General features: G+C 36.0%; 14 protein-coding genes and 1 riboswitch. Of the genes, 7 read left to right on the top strand and 7 right to left on the bottom strand.

What is annotated here, in order from left to right; genetic code table 11:
- Nucleotides 1–9 precede the first annotated feature (9 nt).
- Nucleotides 10–738, bottom strand: a complete 729-nt coding sequence (locus ACUL40_RS00210) for a YqcI/YcgG family protein (protein WP_001043767.1) — start codon at nt 736–738, stop codon at nt 10–12.
- A 264-nt stretch (nt 739–1,002) separates the two neighbouring features.
- On the opposite strand from ACUL40_RS00210, the gene cspB reads away from it, so the two are divergent.
- Nucleotides 1,003–1,200: a cold shock-like protein CspB gene (gene cspB, locus ACUL40_RS00205; RefSeq protein ID WP_001161731.1), complete on the top strand. Its 198-nt coding sequence runs from the start codon at nt 1,003–1,005 to the stop codon at nt 1,198–1,200.
- Nucleotides 1,201–1,319: 119 nt separating this feature from the next.
- Nucleotides 1,320–1,568: a DUF2564 family protein gene (locus ACUL40_RS00200; protein ID WP_000534392.1), complete on the top strand. Its 249-nt coding sequence runs from the start codon at nt 1,320–1,322 to the stop codon at nt 1,566–1,568.
- A gap of 33 nt (nt 1,569–1,601) precedes the next feature.
- Here ACUL40_RS00200 and ACUL40_RS00195 read toward each other — a convergent pair whose 3' ends face one another.
- The 3 genes from ACUL40_RS00195 to ACUL40_RS00185 form a co-directional block, all read right to left on the bottom strand.
- A complete protein-coding gene (locus tag ACUL40_RS00195; RefSeq protein ID WP_000358801.1) occupies nt 1,602–1,778 on the bottom strand; it encodes a zinc-finger domain-containing protein in 177 nt (58 codons plus the stop codon).
- A gap of 12 nt (nt 1,779–1,790) precedes the next feature.
- Nucleotides 1,791–2,450, bottom strand: a complete 660-nt coding sequence (locus ACUL40_RS00190; RefSeq protein WP_063219993.1) for a ribonuclease H family protein — start codon at nt 2,448–2,450, stop codon at nt 1,791–1,793.
- A 151-nt stretch (nt 2,451–2,601) separates the two neighbouring features.
- Nucleotides 2,602–3,087, bottom strand: coding sequence for a QueT transporter family protein (locus tag ACUL40_RS00185; protein WP_001026474.1), 486 nt, complete (start codon nt 3,085–3,087; stop codon nt 2,602–2,604).
- 6 nt (nt 3,088–3,093) lie between these two features.
- Nucleotides 3,094–3,138: riboswitch (PreQ1 riboswitch) on the bottom strand.
- 132 nt (nt 3,139–3,270) lie between these two features.
- On the opposite strand from ACUL40_RS00185, the gene ACUL40_RS00180 reads away from it, so the two are divergent.
- From ACUL40_RS00180 to ACUL40_RS00170, 3 genes are all read left to right on the top strand, one after another.
- Complete coding sequence (locus ACUL40_RS00180) at nt 3,271–4,143, top strand: aldose 1-epimerase family protein (protein WP_000127417.1); 873 nt, start codon at nt 3,271–3,273, stop codon at nt 4,141–4,143.
- Nucleotides 4,144–4,212: 69 nt separating this feature from the next.
- Nucleotides 4,213–4,599, top strand: coding sequence for a reverse transcriptase-like protein (locus tag ACUL40_RS00175; protein ID WP_000573880.1), 387 nt, complete (start codon nt 4,213–4,215; stop codon nt 4,597–4,599).
- Nucleotides 4,600–4,612: 13 nt separating this feature from the next.
- Nucleotides 4,613–5,518 (top strand): DMT family transporter, encoded by a 906-nt coding sequence (locus tag ACUL40_RS00170; RefSeq protein ID WP_063219992.1) that lies wholly within the window; start codon nt 4,613–4,615, stop codon nt 5,516–5,518.
- A 2-nt stretch (nt 5,519–5,520) separates the two neighbouring features.
- Here the strand turns inward: ACUL40_RS00170 and ACUL40_RS00165 are convergent, their stop codons facing one another.
- Nucleotides 5,521–5,781 carry a DUF6123 family protein gene (locus tag ACUL40_RS00165; protein ID WP_001195212.1) on the bottom strand — a complete coding sequence of 87 codons (261 nt, stop codon included), beginning with the start codon at nt 5,779–5,781 and terminating at the stop codon, nt 5,521–5,523.
- A gap of 182 nt (nt 5,782–5,963) precedes the next feature.
- Here ACUL40_RS00165 and ACUL40_RS00160 point away from each other — a divergent pair, with 182 nt between their 5' ends.
- Nucleotides 5,964–6,524: a cysteine hydrolase family protein gene (locus ACUL40_RS00160; RefSeq protein WP_000806320.1), complete on the top strand. Its 561-nt coding sequence runs from the start codon at nt 5,964–5,966 to the stop codon at nt 6,522–6,524.
- A 34-nt stretch (nt 6,525–6,558) separates the two neighbouring features.
- Here the strand turns inward: ACUL40_RS00160 and ACUL40_RS00155 are convergent, their stop codons facing one another.
- Complete coding sequence (locus tag ACUL40_RS00155) at nt 6,559–7,419, bottom strand: GNAT family N-acetyltransferase (RefSeq protein WP_000571023.1); 861 nt, start codon at nt 7,417–7,419, stop codon at nt 6,559–6,561.
- Between the two features lie 122 nt (nt 7,420–7,541).
- Here ACUL40_RS00155 and ACUL40_RS00150 point away from each other — a divergent pair, with 122 nt between their 5' ends.
- Nucleotides 7,542–22,595, top strand: coding sequence for a DUF7507 domain-containing protein (locus ACUL40_RS00150; RefSeq protein WP_445423048.1), 15,054 nt, complete (start codon nt 7,542–7,544; stop codon nt 22,593–22,595).
- Between the two features lie 112 nt (nt 22,596–22,707).
- On the opposite strand, the gene ACUL40_RS00145 is transcribed toward ACUL40_RS00150, so the two are convergent.
- Nucleotides 22,708–24,255, bottom strand: coding sequence for a hypothetical protein (locus tag ACUL40_RS00145; RefSeq protein ID WP_445423049.1), 1,548 nt, complete (start codon nt 24,253–24,255; stop codon nt 22,708–22,710).
- Nucleotides 24,256–24,348 lie beyond the last annotated feature (93 nt).

The raw sequence follows: 24,348 nt of genomic DNA, 5'->3' as shown, positions 1-24,348 counted from the left end.
TGATGGCTCTTACTTTTCTATCCTATGAAGAAAAGGACATTTCCCTTTTATTGGCTCTACATCGTCTCCTATGAAATATTGTTTCCATTCACGATGCTCTGGGTCACCATAATGACTAATGTTAGGATGTTTCGGCAATTGATCCCACTTTTCAACTCGCTCACGAACCATTTGTCTTGAATATGCTCCTTTAGGACGATCTCCCTCTAATCCATCAAAAATAGTGCGTGGCTGAAACCCAATAACGAGAGAATTCCCTAAATGTCTAGTTTTTCGTTGTTTATAAGCTGGCGCATTTCCAAATGCGAATATTGGCTCACCACCAAATGAAAATTCCCATAAATAATGGTCTGGATCTTCAGGAATTTGCTTTGGCCATGCTTGATTATCGTTTTCATGTAAATACTGTAACACTTTCCAAAAGGAATCACGGTAATATTCGAGTGGCTGTTCTTCACATTCCGGTTCTACAAAAAGGAAAAAGCCCCTTCTTACAATCGGCCTCTCTTTCATTAACTCTAAAAAAGATAACATTGTATGTGGTAAATGACTCCAATCATTATGAGAAAGAAATGAATAACGAAGTTCATTCTTTTTCAAAGCTGTTAAACCGAAATAACATGGAAAAGTTGGTTCTAACACAACATTTGAAAAAATCTCAAATTCTTTTGCAACCCAATCCGGTATGTCGGTTCTCGTTCTCATTCCTTCATTATCTAATAAGTAAGACTTATTCATTCTTTCACCTCATTATGTATAGCATTCAATTAAGAATATTATATACTCAGCCTGTCCTATACCTATTTAAAAATTTGACTGAAAAATTATTTAAAAATACAAAAAAATAAAATCGCTTACTTGACTAAATTCTCCCAATTCGTGTATATTTAAATTAATCATTTAGCAGAATATTCAAGAATATAGCATTTTTAGTTTATATTATTTTTTTAAAATGAATTTCACTAAATGAAAATAGTAAACGCTTTTAGGAGGAATTGTAACATGCAAGGAAAAGTAAAATGGTTTAACAACGAAAAAGGTTTTGGATTTATCGAAATGGAAGGCGCTGACGATGTATTCGTACATTTCTCTGCTATTCAAGGCGACGGCTACAAAGCTTTAGAAGAAGGTCAAGAAGTATCTTTCGACATTACTGAAGGTAACCGCGGACCTCAAGCTGCTAACGTAGTAAAACTTTAATCCAACATATAACAGGAGGTTACCTTACTTGGTAACCTCCTTTGTTATTCCTTTGTATATTTCCGTTTTACAGAGCAAAAACTATGTGAAATGCGCACTATACAAAGGAGGAATTATTAATGGGATCAGAAGTAAATGATTTTGAAGAAGTGAAATTCCGTGTAGAAACAGCACAAAAAATGGTAGGATCAGCAACAATTTCAATGGATCCAGATACATTAGAACATGCTACTACTGCTGTAGAAGCAGCTCGCTCTCAGCTTGAAATTATGAAATCTGTTGCAACTGATTTAGATGAGCCATTTTTAATGAATGAGGAAAAAAAATTAAATAAATGTGAGCATCAACTAAACGAAGCAAGACACTAAAAAACATCCAGAGAATTTTCTCTGGATGTTTTTTCATGACAACTGTTCCCCATACTTTTTCAATGTTTCTCCCACTGTACATTGCCTTATACAAAATGAATGAGCGTAATACTTACTATTTGTCTTTCGATTATGTTCTCGCAAAAAACATCCTTCACAATACGTTTCTAATAAGTCATTTACCTCTGTAATGAGTTGCTTTTTATCCACCTTTGCACCTCTCTATTCGGTTATTTCTTTATGACTATCAATACTTGTTCCTTCTAATGCTTGCGTAGCTAATTGATGTGCTTCTTTATTTTGTTTTCTAGATATCGGCTCACATATAAGTTTTAATTTCATTTGCTTCGCCTTTTGCTCAATTTGGTCTAAATAATGATTTAAATGTTCATCATAACAAGGCCATTCTCCGGCTAATTGCTGCAGTACCACTTGTGAGTCTCCGCGAAGTGTAACTGCTTCATACCTAATCCCTAGTTCCTCGAGTATATTCATACCGTATAATAATGATGCATATTCCGCTTCATTATTATCATATATACCTTCTATATATGCATTGCGGCGAATGCGGTAGTTTGTATTTCCTTTTTTATAATACACACATATACCAACGCCAGCTTCTTTCGTTTGCACATCATACCCCCCATCAAAATAAACGAGTATTTCTTGGGGCTCTTCCTCTACTTGCTTACTTAACTTTTTCATCTCTTTTAATGACCATTCTGCGTCCATTTCATCGTAAAATAAAAGTTCCTTAGCTCTTCCTGTTTTCTCAAAATCCTCTGCAAATTGAAGTACTTCTTCTATGTTCATATACTCTGTTGTTAATTCCGTCTGCAATCCACGCTTCGTTTTATACAACCAATGAATTTTATATTTCATACTACATTCCCCTTATGTAAGACTTCTTATATATATCCGGCTAATTGAAGCCTCACTTTATTTTATTATATTTTATCTAGAGTCACAGCATTATATTCAATATGATTACATACAAAAAGAGCTATCCCTATAGGAATAGCTCTTTCATCTATTACATAAATCTTTCAAATTGTACTCGCTTATTAATCCAGTACATTACAGGCATACCGATCGCCATGACAACAAATTCACCAATTGCACAAGTTAACCAAGACAACATAAATGGTAAACCCAATGCAAGATGAAGTTCAATTGCAATCATAAACATTGTAATTGTAAAGATAACTGTATTAAAAATCATACGAGCCCAAACACCTTTAATAAATCGCATAGAAATAATCGTTGCAACTAACGCAAGAATAGATTGCCCTACTCCAAACACTAAATCGTAAGCGATCATAGGTGAGAAAAAGAGATTCGTTAAAAATACACCTAATACAATTCCGTAAATTGCTTTCTTGTTAAATACAACGAGATGATTAAACATCTCTGAAATACGAAATTGTACATTCGTAAAGCCAAATGGCTGAATAAGCATAGAAACAGCAATATATAATGCCGCTAAAATACCATTACCGACTAAAGTTCTAATATTCATGACAAAATCTCCTTAGTTTTTTTACGTGGGATGGTTTCGAACCACGTTATTCGTTTTTTAAGCAACAAGATTATATTTTACGTGGTAGCCCCTCTTTCGTCAATAGATTCCTATCATAAACTACCTTTTTCCTTTTAGACAACGTATAATGAAACATATGAAAGATTTAGGAGGTTTCACTTCATGACAGCAACAATTCAAAATGAAAAAGTGATCGTTTCCATTTCTGACAAAGGTGCAGAATTACAGAGCGTTCGCTTAAAAGAAGACAACACAGAATATTTATGGCAAGGTGATTCTACTTATTGGGGACGCCGTGCACCAATTTTGTTCCCAATTGTCGGCCGATTAGTAGATAATACATACTACGTAGACGGTAAACCATATTCATTAACACAACACGGTTTCGCTCGTGATCTTACTTTCTCTGTGAAAGAACAAAGCGAAACAAAAATCACTTATATCGTTACTAGTAATGAAGAAACATTAAAAAAATACCCATACGAATTCGAATTACTCGTTTCTTATGAGCTAAATGGACAAAGCGTTCATATAACATATGAAGTAAACAATCCTACTTCAAAAGAGATGTTCTTCTCAATCGGAGCACATCCTGGATTCAACTTCCCTTTATTGGACGGTGAATCATTTACAGATTATCACTTATCGTTTAATGGTTCGGAACGCTTAGAAACAAGCGTATTAGAAGGACCTTATCTTTCAAACAAAAAGCAATTAATCGCTGAAAATACGACTGAATTGCCACTTACATATGATTTATTCAAAAATGATGCACTTATTTTTGAACATATGAATACGAATGAAATTTCGATTCGTTCTCATAAACATAATAAATTTGTAAAAGTAGAATTTGATGGATTCCCATTTGTTGGCGTATGGACACCAGGGGATAACGCACCTTTCTTATGTATTGAACCTTGGTATGGCATCGCTGATGAAGTAAATCCAGCAAAAGATTTCAAGAACAAAAAGGGAATTCAATCTTTACAAGCGAATGAAACATTTACATGTCGTTACAGCATCACAATCGGATAACTACTCTATCCCCTACTTCAAAAAAATATTTAAGTAGGGGATCATCTTATAATTTGGAGGTTTCTCATTTTGATTGAAGTATATATTGATGGTGCATCAAAAGGAAATCCTGGTCCTTCTGGTGCAGGAGTGTTTATTAAAGGCGTTCAGCCACCTGTACAATTATCAGTACCACTTGGAACAATGTCCAATCATGAAGCAGAATACCGCGCTTTACTTTTAGCATTAAAATATTGCATCGAGCATAATTATAGCACTGTCTCTTTTCGTACAGATTCGCAGCTTGTTGAGCGGGCTGTTGAAAAGGAATACGCAAAAAATAAAATATTTGCACCTCTTTTAGATGAAGCACTGCAGTACATAAAAAACTTCGATCTCTTTTTTATTAAGTGGATTCCAAGTAGTCAAAATAAAGTAGCTGATGAATTAGCTAGAAAAGCTATCTTACAAAATTAACGGGGGTATGAGTGTGAAAAAAGAGTGGATTGCTCCTCTTGCTTTATTATTTGTCTCTTTTATTTGGGGAGCTACGTTTGTTGTCGTTCAAAACGCTATGTCTTTCGTTGGTCCATTTACGTTTAATGGTATTCGCTTTTTATTCGCTGGAATTATTTTATTATTCGTTCAAATTATTTCCTCACAGAAAACTTCAAAACAAGAATTAAAACATAGTAGTTTAGCTGGATTAATGGTTGGGTTCTTCTTATTTGTCGGCTATTTATTACAAACATTTGGCTTACTTTATACAACTTCTTCAAAAGCAGGTTTCTTAACTGGGCTAAGCATTGTTATGGTCCCAATCTTATCATTTATCTTCTTAAAACAAAAAGCCACCATTTTCATCGTACTTGGTATTGCTGTAGCTACAACAGGTTTGTACTTATTAACAGCTGCTAATTCTTTCCAATTAAATATAGGAGATATACTTGTTCTTGGTTGTGCAGTCGCTTTCGCTGCCCATATTCTTATTAACGGCTTCTTTTCTAAAAAAATATCACCTTTATTATTAAGCACATCTCAAGTATTAGCAGTTGGTATATTTTCTTCTATTTGCGCTTTCTTGTTTGAAGATTGGGAAAAGTTATTTTCAGTATCACTATGGACGAATCAATCCTTTTTATTCGCACTCTTTCTAACTGCCCTGTTTGCAACATCTATTGCTTTTTTCATTCAAACATCGGCACAAAAACACACTTCTCCAACGAGAGTAGCAATTATTTTCGCAATGGAGCCCGTTTTTGCTGCATTAACAAGCGTTCTCGTTGCAAATGAACAACTTTCTATTTCTGCTATTATCGGATGTCTATGTATTTTTCTAGGCATGATTTTTGTTGAATTACCTTCCAAAACAAAAAAAGAAGCGCAGGCTGCGTGAAGTTACGCTTGTAACTTCCGCATAAAAGCCTTAGCGCTTTTTTTATCTGTAATTTCTTCCTCTTTCAATCGTTCTAATAACGCAACGAAATAACTACCATCAAACTGCAATTGATGTTTAATTGTGGCTTCTATTGCTGCGTTCACAATCCCATCAGACGCACCAGTATATCCTTGTCCAAACATAATAAACCCTTGTGCTTCCTCTGATAATTTAAATCCTTTCGTATGTAAGAATGAAAGATAATCTTCTACTGTTTGCATGTTATTCCCACCTACTCAAAAATTCTCCATCTCCTATCATACATGTTTTTACACGCTATGAGAATGAAATTTCTTTGACAACTTTGTAAATCAATCTTCTACTTCTCTTACAATGGAGGATTTTCTAACAATCTGAAGGAATATGTACAGTGGAACTTATTTCATATTAAAGGGGAGACACGATGAAACAAGCACTATTAATTATTGACGCTCAGCAAGAATTAATTGATGGAAATGAGCAAGAAAATGAAGTTTTTCGTAAAACCGAGCTATTATCTACACTAAATATAGCCCTGCAGAAAGCAATAGATTCAAATGCTCTTATTGTTTTCGTAAGAGATATCGATGTTGCTTCTGGTAGTGGCGAAGGATTTGAAGTACATAATCAAATTCAAGTACCCCAGTCTGCAATCTTTATTAATAAAGCAGCAACCAATTCATTCTACGGCACTTCTTTACTTGAACTTTTAAAAGAAGAAAACATTAATCATATTGTTATAGGCGGATGTAAAACAGAACATTGCATTGACACTGCCGTTAGGACAGCAACTGTACAAGGATTTGACGTTACATTAATTAAAAACGGGCATTCAACAACTGATTCTAACGTATTGTCTGCAGAGCAAATTATTGGTCATCACAATAAAACTTTACACGGTCATTATAACGTTGATCATTTTTCTATGGTGAGAGATATCGAGGAAGACCTCTTTCAGCCGACTCATGATCAATATCGTGATTAGCGAAAAAGAATCCTTCATTCAGAAGGATTCTTTTTCACCCAAAAATTTGTGCTGCAATGCTATATAACTCATTATTCCTTTTTAATAATTGACCGCTATTTTTCATCATAATTGGTGGTGTATTCACCTTTTTAAAACCAGCAATCTCTAATACTTTCATGAAATCTTTCTTTCCTTCTAGTACATCAATTCTTAATTTACCATTATGCCCTTTTGCTAAATCATGTACAATTCTCATTGCCATCTCATCATTTTTAGCAACAACCGGCCCTATTATCTTATTTTCTGGTGTTTGTATGCTTAAACCGTAACCTAATACATTTTGTTCCTTGTCCTTTACAACGATACACTGTTCACTTTGCATAATTCTTTTCTTTAAAAACTCTTTTCTATTTGTTCCAAACGCATATTCATCTATTTTTATTATTTTTTCTAAATCACCCTCTTCATAATTCATCACATAATCTTCATTTCTTACACAATAATGTTTCGCATTGTATGAGTTACATATGTATTTAGAAACATAACTTACTGCCCTAAATCCTAACTTTTCATATAAAGGTTTCCCTTCATCCGTAGCAATAAGCATAATTGGAGTATGAGCTGATACGCTTTTAACGCACGCTTCCGTTATTATCTTTCCAATCCCTCTCCCCTTATAATCTGGATGTACAATCACCATTCCGATAGATGCTAATTTCTCCCCATATAATATTATTGCTGCGCTAGCAATTAGTTCCTCTTTCTCATTCCAAACACCGTATACAATCCCTGCGTTAAAAATAGTCTCAATTTCTTCTCTGTTATAATCCCAACCAATATAAGAAGATAGCGCTACAATGTCGCTTATTTGTTCTTTCCGAAGACGCTCCACTCTAATTTCCAATTCAATCATACTCCATCCCCTTATCTAGACATTTAAATCATTATTACGAAATCAACTTGTACATGTTTCCCTTTATTTGTCACACACATATGTTATTTTGACCAAGACTATATTGTAAATGAGGTGACAACATGCCCATTACGAATCGATTTTCTACCACCACTAACGGCGCACTCGCTATTACAGGTAATACTTTAGGCTTAAGTAAAATCAGCAATCAAAACCGTGCTGGTACAATCGGGGCAATTGGTGCATTCGCAACTACGAATACTGCTTTACAAGTAACTACTTTTCCTGCTGGTACAACATTAAACTATACACAAAATAGTTCTACCGCTATTTTAAATATCCCTGCTGGTAGTACTATTCTTTACGCAGAACTCGTTTGGGGTGGAAACTATTTATCTCGTGATCAAAACATTACGAGTGTATTAGGAAACCCAGTTTCTTTTACAACACCTGTTTCAACATACTCGATTACTCCTTCAGCTGTTACGGCTTCAAATCAAACTTTCGTTTCAAACTCTATTACATTTGGCTTTTACACTCGTTCAGCAGACGTAACAACTCTTATTCAAGCGGGAGGTGCTGGTTCCTATACTACAGGAGCGGTTCCTGGACTTGTAGATCCTATAGATGCTTCTAATGGAACAATTAATTCGGCTGGATGGACGCTTATCGTCGCTTATCAAAACGGGACATTGCCAGCAAGAAACTTAACCATTTATGTAGCGGGTAACCGTGTTTCTGCAGAAACTGGTAGTGCCGATGTATCTGTTTCTGGATTTTTAACACCTTCAGGAGGACCAGTAAGCGGGAGATTATTTTTAAGTTCTACCGAAGGAGATGCAGATTTAACCGGGGATCAAGCTTTATTTGGACCAAATTTCAGTTCATTAAATGCTTTATCTGGACCAAATAATGCCATAAATAATTTCTTCGGTTCTCAAGTTAATAATGCTGCAGGAAACTTAGATACAACTGGGACATTTGGAACGCGAAATCAAAGTGCTTCTACAGGTACAAACATTTCCGCAGGAAGACAGGGCTGGGATATCACTTCTATTGATATTTCTCCTTATTTAACAAACTCACAAGTATCCGCTGCAATCCGTTTAACTACTAACGGAGATGCATATATGTTAAATACAGTCGGCTTACAAATTAATATAAACTCCCCAAATATACAAGCAACGAAAAACGTAAATAAAAGTGTTGCTGCAATTGGAGATATTCTCACTTATACAGTTACTATCCCTAACACCGGGCTTCTTCCTGCCAATAACGCTATTTTTATAGATAGTCTCCCTAATGGTACTTCTTTTATACCCGGCACTGTAACAGTAGATAACGTACCACAAACAAATGCAAATCCTGCGGCTGGTATATCTCTTGGAACAATTAATAATGGTGCTTCTCGTATAGTAACTTTCCAAGCTACTGTCGTTTCTCTTCCAAGTCAAAATCCTATCTCTAACACTGCTAATATTACATTTCAATATACACCAATCGCCGGAGGAACAACTTTTAATGGTCTTGCAACAAGTAACTCTGCTGGAACACAAATTAACCTTGCAGATATTAATGGAACAAAATCAGTTAACAAACTTTTTACCGATATTGGTGAAACATTAACTTACAGTATTGCCTTAGCTAATATAGGAAATATCGCTGCAACGAATGTGATATATACGGATCCGATTCCTAGCGGGACTACTTTCATTCCAGGGAGTGTAACTGTGAACGGAGTTACTCAAGCTGGCGCAAATCCCGCTAATGGTATAACAATTGGTTCAATTGCCGCAAATTCCACTACTACTATTTCATTCCAAGTGCTCGTTCCTTCTATCCCTCAAACAAACCCAATATTAAATAGTGGAACAACAACATATCAATACATTCCTGTACCTAATCAACCAGCAGTAAGTGGGACTGATACGACAAATATTGTCTCCACTCAAGTGAATAATGCTACTGTAACAATGACGAAAGCAGTAGATAAAAATTTTGCAGATATTGGTGATACACTAACGTACACCGTTTCCTTTACAGGTACAGGTAATACAAATGCGAACAATGTTATTTTTACAGATGTCATCCCTACTGGAACAACTTTCGTTCTAAACAGTTTAACAATAGATGGCACGACACAAGTGGGTGCAAATCCCGCTACCGGCGTGAACATTGGATCCATAACAAGCGGCACAACAAAAAATGTTGCATTTCAAGTAGTAGTAAACACAATACCCACGTCAAATGTCGTATCTAACGGATCAAGCGCTTCTTATCAATACACTGTCAATCCTAGCCAATCACCTGTTACAAAAAATATTTCTTCGAATCTCGTTTCCACTCAAATTAACAATGCGAATGTAACATTAACAAAATCAACAAATAAACAATTTGCTACAATTGGCGAAACGATAAGTTATACAATCCTTATTACAAACAGTGGAAATACAGCCGCTAATAACGTGCAACTAACAGATCCACTTCCAAACGGAACGATATTGACTCCTGGTACTGTAACACTAAACGGAGTTTTACAAAATGTAGATTCTCTCGTTGCTTTACCTATCGGCACAATTCCTGGTGGGGCTACTGTTACCCTTTCTTTCCAAGTAACAGTCATCAATATTACGACCCAAAATCCTATCATTAATAACGCCTTCGCTTCTTATCTATATACTGTAAATCCAAGTTTGCCACCGACTTCAAAAACAGCAAATTCTAATTCTGTTACATCAACAATTAGACTAGCAAATCTCCGTGCTAATAAATCTGTAGATAAAACGTTTGCGGAAGTTGGCGATGTATTAACTTACACCTTCGCTCTTACGAACGATGGGAATGTTGCAGCAAACAATGTATTACTATCTGATTCAATTGCGAATGGAACCGCCTTTGTCCCAAACAGCGTTATAGTTAACAGTGTTACTCAGCCAGGCGTTACACCAGCTAGCATCAATATTGGTAGCATCAATGCTAATACTACAATTACAGCTTCATTCCAAGTAGTAATAACTAGCATTCCAAATCCAAACCCTATTTCAAATAGCGCTTCCATCTCCTATAACTTTATCGTTGATCCAAACGCTTCACCTGTAAGTAAGAATACTACTTCAACTACTACATTTACTCAAGTAAACGATGCAAATGTCATTTCAGCCAAAACAGTGGACCGAGCGTTCGCTACCGTAGGGGATATATTAACTTATACTGTTACTTTGACGAATGCAGGAAGTGTTTCTGCTGATAGTCCTACTTTCGTAGATACGAATCCAGACGGTACTACCTTTATCCCAAACACTTTTCTTATTAATGGTGTACTCCAAAATAACGCAGATCCAAATATAGGTGTTCCACTACCTTCCATTGCTGCTAATGGCTCACTTACTGTCTCTTATCAAGTAACCGTCACCTCTTTACCAACACAAAACCCAACATTAAATTCATCTAGTACACAGTATAGCTTTATTCTAAATCCGGGCGATCCACCAACTATAGAAACATCTGTAAGTAATACTGTAAGTACACAAATTAATTTAGCAAATGTAGTGATTGTCAAAGAAGTAGATTTAACTATCGCCGATGTCGGGCAACCAATCACATATACAATTTCTTTAGCTAATCTTGGCAATACTACAGCAAATAATGTTATTGTTACCGATATAATCCCTAATGGCTCCACTATCGTACCAAATAGTATTTTTATAGGTGGTACTTTACAACAAAGTGCAGACCCTAGTACCGGTCTTCAAGTCGGCTCCATTCCTTCAGGTGGTTTTACAACGATTGTTTTTCAAATAAGTGCAAATGGGCTACCTTCACCAAACCCAATTCAAAACAGCGCTTCACTTCAATATAGCTTTATCGCTGATCCAAACTTACCTGCTCTCGTTAGAAACACTGCTAGCAATATAGTAACTACACAAATTAATACTGCTAATATCGTTGCTACAAAACTCACAAGCACAAACTTCGCTGATGTTGGTGATGTCATACTATATGCAACTATTTTAACAAATAACGGGAATATCTCTGCTGCTAATGTAACGTTTACAGATATCATTCCAGCGGGTACCCTCTTCATTCCTAATACTGTAACGATTAATAATGTCCCTGTAGCTAACGCAAATCCTGCCACTGGCATTTCAATTGGTACGATAGGAGCGAATTCATCACGCACCGTTGCATTTCAAGTTTTTGTACCAACTATCCCTGCTGTAAACCCAATTACAAATCAATCAAGCACAACATTCCAATATACGTATGATCCATCCAAACCTGCTGTGATGCAGATGGTTGCTTCTAACACTGTACAGACAACTATTAATAACGCCTCAATTGCCGCTACTAAATCTGCAGATAAACAGTTTGCTAACGTAAATGATATTATTACGTACACGACTACTTTAACGAATAACGGGAACATACTTGCATCAAATGTAATATTTACAGATGTAATTCCAAACGGAACATCGTTTATTCCTAATAGTGTTACTGTAAATGGGAATACACTTCCTAATGTCAATCCAGCAAGCGGAATTGCAATCGATCCAATAAATCCGAATGCAAATACAATCATCTCATTCCAAGTACAAGTAAATTCTATCCCGAATCCAAATCCAATCCCGAACCAAAATAATACAACGTACCAGTATGTCGTAGATCCTAACTTACCTCCAGCATCCGCCAATACGTTAAGTAACGTAATAACAACTCAAATTAATAACGCTACTATTGTCGCTACTAAGTCTGTGAATACACCGACAGCTGCAATTGGTGATATTGTTACTTATACGATTGCAGTAACAAATACAGGTAATATCCCTGCTAGTGCAACTGTTTTAACAGATGGGCTTGGCGCAGGAGCTTCATTTATCCAAAACTCCGTAACGATCAATAATGTTCCACAACCAGGATTAGATCCATCACTTGGTGTTCACTTGGCAGATATTTCGCCAGGAGATACTGTATTCATTACTTTTCAAGCACAAATTTTAGCGATACCACCTAGTGGCACATTAACAAATAATGCTCTTGTAAATTATGAATATACCGTAAATCCAAACCAATCTCCTGCTGTTGGTAGCACTGTAACAAATACAACAGTTACACCAATTATTGACGCTACTTTAGTAATAAATAAAAGCGCTAGTACAACTTTCGCTACAATTGGTGATACAATTACATTCACTTCAGCTGTTACAAACAACGGAAATACTACTGCGAACAACATTATTTTTACTGATACAATTCCAAACGGTACTACCTTTATCCCAAATAGCTTTAAGATAAATGGTGTAACCGTTCCGAATGCAAATCCACAAAACGGTATCAATATTGGTAACTTAAATTCAAATGCATCTGCTACACTCAGTTTTCAAGTAAACATTACAACACTTCCAAACCCTAATCCAATCCTGAATAAATCATCGCTTCAATATAGCTTTATTGTAGATATAAATGAACCGCCAGTTTCACGAACAGTTCAATCTAATAAAACCTTTACACAAGTAAATACTGCTTCTGTTATCGCAACAAAAACTGCAAGCAGTGCTTTTGCTGCTGTTGGAGATACAATTACGTATACAACTACCCTCACCAATAGCGGAAATACTGCCGCAAACACACCTGTTTTTATCGATATATTACCACCTGAACTTTCATTCGTTCCTGATAGCGTACAAATTAATACCATCCCACAACTTGGATTTAGACCAGATAGCGGGATTTCTTTAGACTCAATTCCAGTTGGAGGAACGACAACAATTAGCTTTCAAGCTATCGTTGGCTCAATACCAGTTACAAATCCAACTTTGAACCAGTCTAGCACGACATACTCGATCATTGTTGATCCTACCCAGCCGCCGGTGACAGAAACAGCTACAAGTAATCCAACTTTAGTTCAAATTAACGAAGCGATTATTCAAGCAACGAAAAGTGTGGATCGGCTATTTTCTGACATAGCACCTGGAAATTCATTTTTAACGTATACAGTTTTATTAGAAAATGTAGGAAACACAACTGCTACGAATATCATTTTTACAGATCCGATTCCAAATAACACAGTATTTATAGAAGATAGCGTTCGAGTAGGCGGAGTTTTATTACCTGGAGTAAATCCAGCTAACGGGATACCAATTGGAGATATTATTGCAGGAGATTTTATAAATGTTACCTTCCGTGTGCAAGTAGTTAGCATTCCAAATCCAATTTTCACAATTGGACCAGGCGGACCAAACTCACCGGTTGTAAACGGCGCTTCTATTGATTATAAATTTATGACAGGACCTAATTTACCACTTGTTTCACGAAATACGACATCTAATTCTGTTTCGACACAAATAAATTCTGGGGAAATTGTGGCAATCAAATCTGTAGATAAAACTTTCGCAACGATTGGTGATACAATTTCTTATACAATTACATTAAGTAACCCTGGAAATGTCACTTCACAAAATATAATTTTCACGGATACTTTACCTGATGGGACGACATTCATATCTGGCACTCTTACAAACGATTCTGGTACACAGCAAATCGGAAATCCATCTAACGGGATTCAGATTGGAAATATAAACCCAAATGGAACGGCCGTGATTACTCTCAACGTACTTGTTACAAACATTCCAAGTATAAATCCAATTTCTAATTTTAGTTCTGTACAATTTGCACATGTAGTTGATCCTAGCCAACCTGCCGTAACACAAACGAACGTATCTAATGCTGTTTCGACAACAATTAATAGTGCAATATTAACGACCCAAAAAAGCGTTGATAAATCTATCATTTCTGTTGGAGATACGATTACGTATACAACAACTATTACAAATACAGGAAATACGACTGCAACGAATATAACGTTCACGAGCGCAATTCCAGCTAACACTACCTTTATACCAAACTCAGTCAAAATAAACGGGGTTCAGCAATCTGGTGCGCAACCAGCACTTGGAGTAACTATACCAAATATCGCTCCTGGTGAAACAGTAACCGTTACTTTCCAAGCAAATGTTCTTTCTGTTCCCCCTTCAAGTTCGATTATGGGTAATGACACCATTTTATATTCTTATACTGTCGATCCAAACGGAACTCCTATTACAACTTCTACTTCAACGAATATTGTTACAAACCCGGTACTAGATGCTATGATAACGATGGTAAAATCGGTCGATCAAACAATTGTAACACTAGGTGATACCATTACCTATACAACCATTTTAACGAATAATGGCAATACAAATGCAACGAATATTACTTTCACTGATCTTATTCCAGACGGCACAACGTTCATTCCGAATAGTGTCACAATCAATGGCAGTACACACATCGAACTCGATCCTAATACAGGTATAACAATCGGATCAATTGCTCCTAACAACTCAATATCTATCGCATTTCAAGTTACTGCTACTTCTACACCAAACCAAAATCCTGTAGCCAATTCCGCTACTGCTTCTTACACATTTATCGCTGATCCAAATGCACCGATTGTTTCAAGAAACGTTACTTCAAACATAGTGTTTACTACGATTAATACAGCTAACATTCTTTCATTAAAACAAGTCGATAAATCCTTTAGTCGTATTGGAGACATACTCACTTATACTGTCGTTTTAACAAACAATGGAAACTCATCTGCACAAAATGTTATATTTACAGATACAGTGCCAAGCGTCACTACATTTATTGCAAACACATTTTCTATTAATGGAGTTCCTCAAAGTGGGGCGGATCCATCGAACGGTGTGAATATTGGGACAATAACAGCCGGGACTACAGTAACAGTTTCGTTCCAAGTTACTGTAACATCATTACCAACCCAAAACCCAATTGTAAATTTCTCATCAACATCGTATCAATTAGTCTCACCGCCTGATGCAGAAACTTCAATTAGTAATCCTGTTTCAACCCAAATTAACGAAGCAATATTGTCTATGACGAAAAATGAAAGTGTATCCTTTGCAGATATCGGGCAAACTGCTTTTTATACTACTTCTATTACCAATGTAGGCAATACCGATGCAACTAATATTGTATTCACAGATGCATTACCAAGTGGACTTACATTTGTTCCTAACACATTAACTATCGATGGCGTTTTACAATCTAACGCGGATCCAAATACAGGCGTATTACTTGCAACACTTCCACCAAATGAAATATATAGTATCGTCTTTCAAGTTACAGTAAACAATATTCCCCCTAGTAACCCAGCACCAAATACAGCATCAACGACGTATGAATTTACTGTTGATCCTGTTAATCCTCCCGTTTCAAGTGCAGCTACTTCCAACACTACACTCCTTCAAATAAACAACGCAACTATTATTAGCACCAAAACAGCAGATCTTACTTTTGCGGATGTTGGTAATACAATAACATTTACACTTAACCTTCCTAATACCGGAAATGTGACCGCAACTGATGTAACTATTATCGATATTCTTGATAGCAATTTAAGTTTCGTTCCAAATAGTTTCACAGCTAATGGGCAAACCATTCCAAACGCCGATTTATCAACTGGTGTAAATATTGGTTCCATTAATGGTGGTAATACGGCAATCGTTACATTCCAAGCAACTGTTATTACACTTCCAACACTTAATCCTATTTCTAACTCTGCTTCTACCACATATCATTATGTCGTTGATCCTAGCCAGCCACTTATTACAACTTCCAATCAATCTAATACAACGACCACACAAATTAATAGCGCTATCCTTACTGCACAAAAAAATTCAAATGTATCTACGGTAGATATCGGGCAGGATATTACCTACACCGTTACAATTACAAATAGCGGAAATGTAAGTGCAACAAATGTTATTTTTACCGACCTTATTCCAGACGGAACTTCCTTTGAACCGAATAGCTTTACACTGAACGGAACTAGCATCCAAAATGCAGATATCATTACAGGCGTTCCAATCGGTGATATCGCGCCAAACGAATCTGTCATCGTAGCATTTAACATTATCGCCAATGAAATTCCGCCTATAAATCCAATTACTAATCAAGCTAGCGTTAGCTTTCAACATATCGTTAATCCAGCTAATCCCCCAGTTTCAAAAAATATTATTTCTAACAACGTTACAACAAAAATTGAAAGTGCTATTTTAAATACTATTAAAATAGGAGATAAAACTTTTGCAACGATTGGTGATACGATTACGTATACAACGACTATTACGAACACAGGCAATATTCCTGCTAACAACGCTATATTCTCAGACCCTTTACCATCGTGGACACAATTTGTTGCAGGATCAGTTATTGTTGATGGCACTCCATTACCATCCGCTTCGATTATTAACGGTGTTGGCATAAATACAATCAATCCAAATCAAACTGTTACAATCATATTCCAAGTACAAATCGTAAGTAATCCAACAACGTTCACACCTGAACTCCAAAACTTAGGATTTGTTAACTTCCAATATAACGTAGGCAATGCATTACTGGCTCAACCTGGCAATGTGGAAACGAATGTCTTCGTTACTTCTATTAATACAGCAATACTTTCAGCTGTAAAAACTGCTAATACAGCCTTTGCAAATATTGGAGATACGATCACTTATACAGTTTTGATTCAAAATAGCGGCAATACAAACGCTACGAATGTAAATTTCTCAGACCCAGTTCCAGCAGGAACAACCTTTGTTGAAAATAGTTTTGCTGTAAATGGAAGTACCATTCCAGGTGCAAATCCAAATAACGGAGTGAATATCGGAACAATTAGCTCGGATAGTTCCTTAACCGTTACTTTCCAAGTCATAGTTACATCAACTCCACCTTCAAATCCGATTACAAACGTAGCATCTATTCAATACACATTCATCGTTGATCCGGCCTCTCCTCCTGTTACAGGCACGATAAATTCTAATAGCGCTTCAACACAAATTAATAACGCGACTGTTACAACTGTTTTACAAGCAAATCGTTCAATTGTGTCTATCGGGGATGTAATTACGTATACAGCAACATTAACGAATACTGGAAACTTCCCTGCAAACTCTGTATTACTCATTAACGGAGTTCCTGAAGGAGCATTATTTGTTCCAAATAGTGTTACGCTCAACGGGATTTCACTTCCAGATGCAAGTCCAACTCTCGGTATTCCCGTTGGTATTATCGCACCAGGTGATTCCGCTACTATTACGTTCCAATTTCTTGCAAGTTCTATCTCGCCGCAAGGAGCAATTATAAATCAAGCACTTACAAGTTACACGTATATTGTCGATCCAAGTCAACCTCCTGTTACAGCAACATCCTCGTCTAATACGGTTAATACAGCTGTTGTTGATGCATCATTATCCGTAATTAAAAGTACAGATTCTCTCGTACAATCTACTGACGGTACAATCACTTACACAGTAGTCGTTCAAAATAACGGAAATACTACTGCAAATACAGTTACTTTAACAGATTTGGTCCCCGAAGGAACTGCCTTTATTCCGAATAGCGTAACTATTAATAGCGTTTCCGTTCCAGATGCTGATCCTAACGTAGGAATACCATTAAACTCCATCACACCGTCAGAAATCGTCACTGTAACATTCCAGGTTATCGTTCAATCTATTCCAAGCGTAAACCCAATTTCTAATACAGCCCGTATTGACTATACTTTTATCACCGATCCAACTGCTCCTATCGTCTCTCGAACAATTACGTCTAATCCTGCTTTCACACAAATTTCGGATGCGACTATCCTTTCTTTAAAAGCAGTCAATGCACCGCAAGCAACAACAGGTGATATTTTGACTTACACAATAACACTAGAAAATACCGGAAATATTCCAGCTACGAATCTCATATTTTCAGATACGATCCCCCAAGATACTACATTCGTAGAAAATAGTTTTACACTTAACGGAACAACTATACTTGATGCCAATCCAAATGTAGGTGTTACTTTACCTACCTTAGCAGCAAACGCTACTCACCTTATTTCGTTCCAAATTCTTATTAACGATTCATTCTCCCAAGAATCGATTACAAATCAATCCAATACAACATATACAATCCAACCAGACCCAGGGCAACCGCCTATTACTGAAATATCTACTAGTAATATCGTTATTACAAATTTCGTGCAAGCACAATTGGCAATTACAAAAACATCCAATCCAACAACTGTAGATATCGGTGGAACTATACTTTATATTTCTGAAGTGAAAAATATCGGTAATGTTGACGCAATAAATATTAATTTCACAGATTCTATCCCTGCTGGGACTACATTCGTTCCCGATAGTGTCACAATTAATGGTGTCCTTCAGCCAGGTGTAAATCCTGAAAACGGAATACCGATTGGAACAATTCCAGCAAACAGTTCCAAAACGATACTATTTCAAGTGCAAACAAATAATCCACCGAATGAAACTGAAATTGTAAATCAATCTTCAGCAACTTACCAATATGTAAGTATTCCTACAGCCCCACCAGTAAATCGCTCTGCAAATTCTAACATTGTTACAACATCACTTCAAAATGCAAATATTATTTCTGTTAAAAGTGCGGATGTAAATTTCGTATCAATCGGGCAAATGATTACCTACACAAATACACTACAAAATATAGGAACCGTTCCGGCTAACAATATCGTGTTCATTGATAACATTCCAGAGGGTACTATATTCATTGAAGATAGCTTAGCAATAAATAATGTAATTCAGCCTGGCGTGAATCCTGAAAACGGAGTAACTCTCGGCACGATACAACCAAATGAAACAGTCACTATTTCATTCCAAGTACAACTTACAAATATACCAGAGGGCAATACAGTCATTAATATTTCAGACGCTTCGTACGAATACCAAATTGACCCTAGTTCTCCAATTATTCAGCGTAGATCGTTATCAAATGCAGTAAATACTGAAGTGCGAACGGCAAATGTTAGTGCAATTAAATCCGCTAACAGATCCATTACACGTATCGGTCAAATCATCACATATACAGTCGCAGTTACAAACGCCGGTACAATACCTATTACAAATACTCTCCTACTTGACGCAATTGCTTCTGGCACCACATTCGTTCCAAATAGCATTCTTGTAGATGGCGTACCAAGACCTAACGAAAATCCAATTACCGGTATCAATCTTGATATAATTCTTCCAAATAATACGATTATTGTTACGTTCCAAGTAAGCGTAGTTTCTATACCGCCACAAAATAACATTAATAATATTGCCGTCATTCACTATGAGTATCGACCAGAACCAAGCACACCACCAATTTCAGAAACGACCTCTTCCAATGCTACAAACATACAATTTATTGATGCTATTCTTATTGCTACAAAATCTGCTAATACTGTATTAGCTACTATTGATGAAACCATTGAATATACAGTATTCATTCAAAATAATGGATCGGCTACAACTAATTCCATCTTTTTTACAGATACTATAGCAGATGGAACAGTATTTATTCCAGGAAGTGTAATAGTTAATAATACTGTACTTCCTGCAGCAGATCCGAATATCGGCTTTTCCATTCCTAATGTCGCAGCAGGTCAAATGACTACAATAACATTCCAAGTTTCCGTTACGAATTTACCTACTGTAAATCCAACACCTAATACTGCAAACATTGTCTACGACTTTATTTTCAATCCTGACTTTGCACCAATTCAAAAATCTACTACTTCCAATACTACTTTCGTTCAAATTAATGATGCTGATATCGTTTCACTTAAAACTGTTGATTTAACCTCTGTAACGATTGGTGACATTTTAAATTATACAACAACTTTAACGAATACAGGGAATACGGATGCCACTGCTGTTGTATTTACAGACAATATACCTGATGGAACAACCTTTATTGACGGTAGCGTTTTAGTAAATAACATTCCTCAGCTTAACGCCAATCCAAGTGTAGGTATACTTGTAGGAACGATTGCTCCTAACATTTCTATCCCAGTCACATTTTCTGTTACCGTCGTAGCTCTTCCTGCTAGCGGTCATGTTCAAAATCAATCAACTTCTCGTTATACAATTAACGTGGAAGAACAAATATCGACTAGCAATATTACCTTCACTGAAGTTATTTCCGCTAATGTAATTGCGACAAAAACAACACCTATCCAATATGCTGACTTACAAACTATCATCCCTTATACAATTTCCATCATAAATAACGGAAATATACAAGTCGAAAACATTATTGTTACAGATATTATCCCGGCAAATACGAGCTTTATAGAGAATAGTGTTATTGTGAACGGCAACGCTCGGCCAAATGACAACCCTCTTAACGGTATACAAATTGATACCATTCCACCTAATACGACAGCAACCATTCTATTCCAAGTACGGGTTACTTCGATTCCACAAACAAATCCAATCTCTAACACGAGTACAATTGAATATGAATACACGGTACCAGATCGACCACCTATTACCGAAACTATTATTTCATCAGCTGCCGCAACAGAAATTAATCACGCAAATTTGAATAGTAATAAAGCTGTTGACCTTGCATTTGCAACGGTTGGTGATACGTTAACGTATACGATTACACTAAATCAAACCGGTAATGTTGCAGTAAATGATGTAATCATTCAAGATATTATTCCTCAAGGTACTACGTTTATAGAAAATAGCGTCATTGTAAACGGAGAACCTCTTCCAGGAGTGAATCCAGTAAGCGGCATACCAATTGGTACTATAACTATTGGTGAAGATGCTATCGTTTCATTCCAAGTAACTGTAACTTCTATTCCAACACCAAATGAACTAAACAACAACGCAATTACTACTTTTAACTATATAGTCAACCCAAATAACGTACCTGTTACAAATACGACTACAACAAACACCGTCACAACTACTGTCCAAAATGATAATGTCATTGCGATAAAAGCTGTTGATTTCACAAGTGCCTTACCCGGTCAAACTTTAACGTATACCATCACGATTACTAATAATGGTAATATCATTATCGAAGACCTTCTTTTAGTAGACACAGCACCAGCAGATACGACATTTGTTATTGGTAGTGTTACGATTAACGGAATCAATCAACCTAATGCGAATCCGGAAAATGGTATTACGTTAGGAAATCTTGCTCCAAATGAATCTGTTATTATTACATTCCAAGTGACAATTTCTTCTTCTACTCTTCAATCTACAATCAATAACGATGCTACTATTTCCTATACGCCTATTGTCGGTCTAATCCAACCACCTATTACGATTACAAAGCAAATAAATACAGTTACAAAACAAACAAATACCGTTACAACGACAGTCGTTGATCCGATGGTTGACATTGAAAAAACAGCTGACAAATCTATTGTCGTTATAGGAGATATCATTACATTCACATTAGCGGTATTTAATCACTCCCCAATTCCGACAATCAGTACTTCTGTTATAGACAGCATTCCAGCTGGTACAACATTTATAGAAAACAGCGTAACAATTAACGGTACTCCCGTTACAAATGTTCGTCCAGACACTGGTATTAATATCGGCTCTTTACCTGCAGATTCAGTAGCAACTATAACATTTCAAGTTCTCGTAACTTCTATTCCTTCAAACAGTACAATTATAAATTCTGCAACAGTTACCGCTGCCTTTCAATTGACACCACAGGATCCAATTATTACTTTCATTGTTAATTCAAATATTGTTCGTATACCAATTCAATTTATAACTGCAACAGTCACGAAAAATGCTTCCGTCAGCTCAGCTTATTTAAATCAATATTTTGATTACACGGTACGTATTACAAATACTTCCAAAATTTCACTCTCAAATATTTCTTTACAAGATACCATTCCAGCAGGTTTACAATTTATAAACGGCACTGTCTTTATTAACGGTGAACGCTCTCCACTAGCGAATCCGAATATCGGTTTCCTAGTTTCCACTAATTTGGAACCAAACGAAACAATTATCGTATTATTCACAGTACAAGTAATAAGTCCACCTGTTAATAATGAATTTAAAAATACGGCCAATATTTCGTTACAACTTCAAGTCTCGCCTACCGACCCACCAATTACAGTAACCGTTACAAGTAACGAAAACATCGTCACTTTTGTTCCAGAAAATCCAGATGAAACACTTCCAAATTTAAATTGCTTCTTTGACGGTGAACGCTTCATTCGCATTACTCCTCGAAATGTACGAAATTACCTTTGGACTTGGATTTGGTGGAAGTAATTGAAACAAAAAAGAGATTGTAGTTTGGTTGAAACCAAATTACAATCTCTTTTTCATTACCTATATCCCACTACGTTGTAACTCGTCCAAGGATATACAATTAAACAACATCTCAAGTTATCTTAGTCGTAATAAGTTGGCCAGCTTCATTAATAGTAACTTTCCATTTCACTCCACTAGCAGTCTTCATGATTATACCTTTACTTGCCTCTATTTCAATATCTCCAAACATTCTTCCACCAGTTGTCGCTAACCAAGCGTTCCCGTTTTCCATAGAAGACCTTGCAAAAATACGATTAATTCGAAAACGCTTATGATCTTGAGAATAACCACTTAATGTAATTCTAACTTTATATAACTGACTCGCCTTCATATTCGATATAATTGTATCGCCAACATTTAATGGAACATCCAACGCGATAACCCAACTTCCAGTTGCGCTTAATGCATATTCAATTTTAATTTTCTTTGGGCTCTCTCCCCACCCAAAATACATTCCAAAACAATTTAACATTTGTATTGGTTTTTTCATAAAATCCAGTTCAATTACAACTGGATTACTATCTGGAACGTCAATATAGTTTACACTTTGTTCATCTATTAAATTAAAGCAATTTGCGAGATTCCCCCCGTAAGGCACTTTCCCACTTACTTGCTTAATCGTATACTTCTGCTGAGCATTTACTAAAATATCATCTTGATTCCCTATTAAATGTGGTTTATTTAACGTAATCGGTAACTGAATTCGAAGAGATTCTTCATAGGTAGACTTACAAACATTGTATTGTCCTTTATCTACAATAGTTGTAGAAAGTAAATTTGAAAAAAGGTAGTTACGATGCGAATTAGAAGAAAATTCAATGACAATTTGTTCACTACTCATCCGGTACGTATCCCAAATCATACAATCAAATGTATTATACGCACCTGAGCAACGAATTGCTTTTTTCGTTTGTTGTCTACATTGCACTTGAATATCATGAAACGTATTTCCTGAACTTTCATTTGGCAAATCACTATTTCCATCTACTTCAATCCCATACACACATCCATCAATAAATATTGATTGAAATACATTGGCATTAATCCAGCAAGGTGTATTGACATCATCTATATACTCTGTTTTCAAATATATTGCAGTTTGAAAGTTTTTAATTTGAATAAATTTAACTTGAAAGAAACTAATATAATCCCATGCCTTTTGACAATAAAAATGTATAGCTTTTCCTTTATACGATGGAGTTGTATTTATTATATTTATATTTGATATAACAGATTGATTAGGTACTTCGATTTGTTGTGAACCAGAAACATAAATGACAGCCGATTGAAACAACGAATTTATAACTTGAATAGTACCACCAACTATCGAAGCGTTACTTTGTAGCTCAAATGCATTAAAATCCCCATCAATTTGCAGCGTTACGGTAGGATCTAACTCTAATCTTACGTTTGATTTAATAACAATCGGCTTTACAATTTTGTACGTATTTACCCCTGTAATTCTAACCGTCGAAATTCGATTCGCTACACAATAATCAATAGCTTGCTGAATTGCTAATGAGCTATCATTTCCCGAGTTTGGAACTGCGCCAAAACAATCAATGTGAACGCTACTTTCTGGCGCACAATCTTCTTGGGAAGAAATATATTCTGACAAAATAAATTCACTCCTCATATTACCTTTTTTCATATAATATGTGAGTTCTCTCTTAAAAGTTTCTATAATTAAAAAAACAAACGACCTACCCGG

This window comes from Bacillus sp. KNSH39 (genome assembly GCF_052656585.1).
This window is presented reverse-complemented; position numbering and strand designations above follow the sequence as displayed.